Consider the following 5,496-nt stretch of genomic DNA (forward strand, 5'->3'; position numbering starts at 1 on the left):
CCCGAGGAAAATTTGCTGATCGCTACCGCCGAGAATTTGGTCATGGGTGGAGAGAATTTCTACCTCACCATTGGGGAGAATTCTGCCTTGGACACTGGGCGATCGCTTGTCTTTTCCTTCGATATAGGATTCCACAATTGCCCCTAATTCAGGAATGCGACTGGAAAAATTGGCCCAAGTTTCCCCCTCTGCTTGAAAGTTCATTGTTTCAAAGCGATCGCAAATCGTATCAACCCGCTGTTCCGGTGCAATTTTATAGAGAGATTTTACCTCTAAAATGGCGTTTCCTTTCCCCGAAAACCCTTCATTCAGTTTGATAGCAATCCGTTTTAAATTGGAGTCTTTTGCTAATAATTCTGCCGTGGCGATTGCCAAATCCTTCACAGTCCAAACGGATAAACTTCCAAGAGGATGGGGAATATTACACTCCCCAAAGATTTGCCGAGAACCGCTTTTCGTTCCCCACTCTAATAATTCTGGATTTAATGCCAGTAAGGGAATGTCTAACTGGACCGATAAATCTCGTTCACTTGCAGTAGAATTAAAACAAATCATGTAAGATTTATCCCGACGCAAAACGTGCCGGATGCGCTCAATCAGACGGGGACGTTCTAAAATTTTTTCGGTTAGGGGTTTAGGGGAAGCATCGTAAGTCGAAAACAGCAACAGGCGATCGCGAGCGTGAGAAAAGGGAATTCCCGGCAGCAATTGCAGGTAATATTCGACAATGGTGGGATGTAAGGGTTGGGATGTCACATAAATCAGGCGAGTGCGAGGGTTTCGCAACCGAATCAGGGAATAGAGATTGCGTTCCTCATAGTGATGTACCCCCTCAATTTTCAACAATTCCCGGCGATCCAGAGACAGGGAGGGAACGACTAAAATATCATGATCCCCCGGATCAAACTCATCGATGGTTTGCCAGCGATCGCGTAATTGATTTTGTAGTTGGCGAAACCTCGCAATGCGATCGCCTTCCAATTCAGTTTGAACATCCATCCACTCAACCCCTTCTTGCGATTATTCCTGCAATTTTAGCCTGATTTCTCCCCTTATTCATTCCTCTAGAGTGAGATTTGATTCAGGGTTCAAGGATGCACGATTCCAATTGAGCAATCACCCGGTAACCCTTGGCATCCCTGCACCCCTCAGAGTCCAAAAATTTTCGCGCCAGGAAATGCCTCATCCTCTACCACTGGCGGAACTAAAAATACACCTCCTGCACGCACAGTAATCAACCGTTCCATTCCCGGCAATTGCTCCTTGTCCCCACCTCCAAAATTCACCCCACCTAACCAAGTAGGTTGCGTCAACATCCGCAATAATCGTTCTGGAGTATCCTGAAAACTCACAAAGTTTAAACCTGCTCTAAAACCGGGAGTGCGATCTATCGCCTCCAAAAATTCATATCCTTGACGGAACACCCGCAGGGAATTGCGCGAGCCCACATCTTCCGCCTTATTTTGATTGGCGCGATGAGTGTGACTCACATTTAAAGGTGACTCCAACGGCACCCGAGGTAACTCCCGATATTCCTGGTTTTCTGGGGTGGTGACTTCTCGGGTTCCGGTAAAGGGACAACCCGTTTGGACTACCGGAGTGCCATCATTATCAATCGCCTCTAGGGGACATCCCGATACTTTATCTCGTCCGATGATGATTTCTTGTTGCTGGCGAGTGAGTTTGCGCCAGACGGTGAGATCCACCGGTAATCGCAGAAAGGCGAGATAAGTTCCGGCAACTGTCCATTTATCTTCGTCGGAAGTTTGGTCTTCTTTAATGGCGATCGCCTGAATCCGTTCTGAACTTTTCATGTTAGAAATTCCATCATGAAAATCAATCCAGCTTCGCGCATCATCCCGTTGAAAACCCGTATAAAATCGGGTCATTAATAAAGGGAATTCCCCCGTTTCTGGGTCAGTCAAATCCTGTAAGACTTTCCAGGTTTCTACCACTGCCCGATTCACTGCTAGTTCCGTTTGGGCAATAAATTGTAGGGCAATTTCTTCCGTAGCGGGATTAAATTGCACATCATCGGCATAAGATAAACCCGAACCCAAAAGTAACGGACCACCGCCTGTAGGACGAGCGGAACGGAACTGATTTTTTGCCCCTAAATCTAGGGGAAGTGTTCGACCCCCATCGGCAAGTTTAAAGACATTGGGTCCATATCCCACCAAAACTGTTAAATTCCCACTAGGAACCGGAGCACCGGGTATATCCTCAACCTTGCCTTGTTTGAGGTTTTGATACATTGAGTACAGGGTTTGAAATGCCGTGCCAATTTGAGGTGCTGTTAATCCCCTGGCAGCACGAAGAAACATGATTCCAAAACATTGATCCGGTCGAACTCCCGGTGCGTGATAGATGCCTTCTTGAAGTTGTGCAGTCATGGTTAATGTTGCTGAAAGTAAGGGTTAAGAGAAGACGCCCATTTGCCGAGGGCCAACGCGACCGATGTTTTGCGCTGTATCATACTGCTGTTTTAACTGATGAATGCGATCGCAAATCCCCGCGTCTCGACAGCGAATTGGCTCTGAACTCGTCCGGAGAATGACATACTCATCTTCCGCCACTGGAGTCGGTTCTCCCACCACAATAATTGGTCCAATTTCAATCTGTTGTAACAATTGAAAACCCCCAGTGAGGGGTTGAGTATCCGCACCGACTGCTACCACAATTTCATCTAAAAAGGCGGAATCCGCGTCACTCGGACCAAATTCTAACCGTTGATACATATCTTTTTCCCCTCGACTGAAGCGAATCCACTCCTCGGGAACGGGTTCGTCTTGATACCAGAAAGCCCGATGATTAAACGATAAAATATACATTCCCACAGGATTGTCAAATGCCACCGTCTGACCATTCATAGCCGCCCCCTGCGCCCCCATTGCGGCTGCTGGGTCTGCATGACGACAAGCTAACCCTTCTACATTGTATTGTCGAAAAATTTGTTCTCGGATGGCGGATTTTAGCCCAGTATCGGTGCGGACAACGTAGGGTGCGGCTCCAAACATCACGATGTATAATAAATCATCCAATCCATTAATCGGATGGGTCATAAACAGAGCATTGTCTTGATTCAACGCCCCCGTAGGTTGCTCAGGAACCCCGGCAGCGACTAATTCCGCGTTATTGCCATGACCGGCAACCAGTCGAGAAAAGGCGATTTCTCGCTGACGTGGACTGAGTAGAGAGGGGTTGCTGACCCCGTAAAGTGCTTCCCAATTGGGGAGAAATCCCAGGACATTCTCCACCATTGCCCGCACCGCAACGGGATCGAATTTAGCGATACAAGTCCAGTATTCCCGCAGTTCGGTGGTGACTTCAACTCGTTTCGGGCGCATTTTTCCCGTAGAATCTGGTTTCTCAATGATTCGATATTCACAGTATTCATTGTGCAGAATATGCCGCCCTTGGACTCCCCAATCGCACAATTGTTTAGCCGTAGGTTCATCGAGGCAGAATGCGGGTTCGGCAGGGTCGCCAAACCACTTAATTGAGGCGCGGACTGGATTTTTGAGAGAACTGGGGTCGAGGGTGAAAAAGCGATTTTTCCAGTTTCCTAGGCGATCGTAAGCATCTTGAATCGTTTGATTCCACTGTTCGAGGAGATCGCTACTGATGATGGGGTCGGCCCGACCGGGAACGTCATATAACATGATAGATTATACTCCTGATGTTAGGGTAGAGAAAGGAAAGGGGAGACGCCTGCCCCATGGAAGACAGATCTCCTATGGCTTATATAGCGAGTCTAAATCATTCTAACCAGACAATGCAGGAGTGGGAGCATCTTGCTCCCTACTACTATTCGGGAGCAAGATGCTCCCACTCCTTCATAAAAATTGTCCAATTCCTGCAAGACGCGCTATAGACCGATGATTCCATCGTGCAACATTACGGCACCACTGACCATAGACTTCAGATTGTTTAAAGAAAGCGACCTGGCCAAATCCGGCATGACCACAAATTTCGATCAAGGCAGGATAGGGACAGTTGATAAAAGGGCAGAGAACGACTTCCCCTTGTTGGAGTTTGCGTTTGAGTTGATTTTCGCGCATAGAAGCAGGGTTGGCGGTGGGATTGTTTCAATTTTAACGGAAGGGGGATGTAGGGACTTAGGAGGTCGATACCGGATGAAATCAAGGGGAAAAGAAACTGGGTTTCTAGCCCAGATTGATTGTGCTTATGCAGAGATTTGGTGAAGAAACCCGGTTTCTGGCCTTTGTGCCGATGTTTTAGGGGGTAACAAAAGAAATCGCACCCGCTTTGATACGGGTGCGATCGCCTTTATTATCGATGACTGGATTCTGCTACTTCCACTTCAGACTAACCTTACATCAGCAGTAAGCTCTCTTCGGTAATCTGAATTTGAGAGAACACAGTCAGGGAATATTCCGCACTAAAGGTAATCGTGGAAACAATCTGTCCGGACTCCATCGTAGACGAGGAAATTCCTACATCGTCCGTAGTAGTATTGGCACTGAACAAATCAGAAAGATTGCTAATCCCGAAGGTAGCACCAGCAAACTTGAGCACGTCACCTTCTACGGCGTTGAAGTCTAAAATCACATCTTGCTTTTTGGCTTTCTTGCGAGCAGTTTTGCTGCTGTCGCTGTCACCCTCTTCGATATCGTCGAGGAGAACATCAGCATCTAAGATGAAGACATCTGCACCTTTACCACCGACGAGGGTATCTTTACCAGACCCACCATAGAGGGTATCGTCACCTTCGCCGCCACTGAGCAAGTCTTTACCCTTGCCACCCATGAGAATGTCGTTACCGCTGCCACCAATCAGGGTGTCTTTGCCATTGCCACCCATGAGGAGGTTATCTCCGGCAACACCACAGAGGAAGTCATTGCCATTGTCACCCATCAGGGTATCATTACCGCGACCCCCAATAATGGTGTCTTTGCCGTTGCCGCCTTCTAAGTAGTTATTGCCACCCATGAGCAGATCGTCGGCATTGTCACCTTCTACGACATTATCACCTTCATCATGGATGGGTCCGATGTGTTCCCCGTTCATCAACGCTTCAAACACTTTCATGTCAGCAATCAGGAGGTCATTTCCGTTGCCACCAAAGATGGAGTCGTTGCCTGTGCCGCCAATCAGGGTGTCGTGTTGGTTGTTCCCTTCGATGAAGTTATCCCCAGCGATACCAAAGATCATGTCTTTGCGGTTACCACCGATGAGGGAATCGTTGCCTGCACCCCCGACGAGAACATCGATGCGTTTTTCAGCTTTGAGGGACATACCGCCATCACCGTCGGCCACTAAAACGTTCTTGCCGTTGACGTTGATAGTATCCAGACTGGGGATTTCCAGATCCAAATCGCCGCAAGTGGGTAGGGACTCTAGGCTGCTATCCGGTGCTACGGTGATCAGTCCTTCAAATTGACCGACTTCGATGTAATGCTCAAAAGCACTGGCGTATTCTTTGCCTTCACCGATAAGTGCTTTTGCTTCGTCATCGAGGCGGGAGAGATAGAA

At 48.0% G+C, this 5,496-nt stretch carries 4 protein-coding genes and 1 pseudogene; all 5 read right to left on the reverse strand.

Annotated elements, in window-relative coordinates:
* Positions 1-999: pseudogene (locus J0895_RS04415) on the reverse strand (peptide ligase PGM1-related protein); the annotation flags it as partial.
* Between the two features lie 149 nt (positions 1,000-1,148).
* Positions 1,149-2,393 (reverse strand): Dyp-type peroxidase, encoded by a 1,245-nt coding sequence (locus J0895_RS04420; RefSeq protein WP_207086912.1) that lies wholly within the window; start codon positions 2,391-2,393, stop codon positions 1,149-1,151.
* A gap of 24 nt (positions 2,394-2,417) precedes the next feature.
* Complete coding sequence (locus J0895_RS04425; protein ID WP_207086913.1) at positions 2,418-3,662, reverse strand: hypothetical protein; 1,245 nt, start codon at positions 3,660-3,662, stop codon at positions 2,418-2,420.
* 174 nt (positions 3,663-3,836) lie between these two features.
* The gene (locus J0895_RS26680) at positions 3,837-4,061 is read right to left on the reverse strand and encodes a hypothetical protein (RefSeq protein WP_340643445.1); all 225 of its coding nucleotides are present in this window, start codon (positions 4,059-4,061) and stop codon (positions 3,837-3,839) included.
* Between the two features lie 274 nt (positions 4,062-4,335).
* The coding region (locus tag J0895_RS04435) for a calcium-binding protein (protein WP_277989778.1) at positions 4,336-5,496 on the reverse strand (1,161 nt) is incomplete at its 5' end.

Origin of the sequence: Phormidium pseudopriestleyi FRX01 (genome assembly GCF_017313335.1) — a bacterium.
GTDB lineage: Bacteria > Cyanobacteriota > Cyanobacteriia > Cyanobacteriales > Laspinemataceae > Laspinema > Laspinema pseudopriestleyi.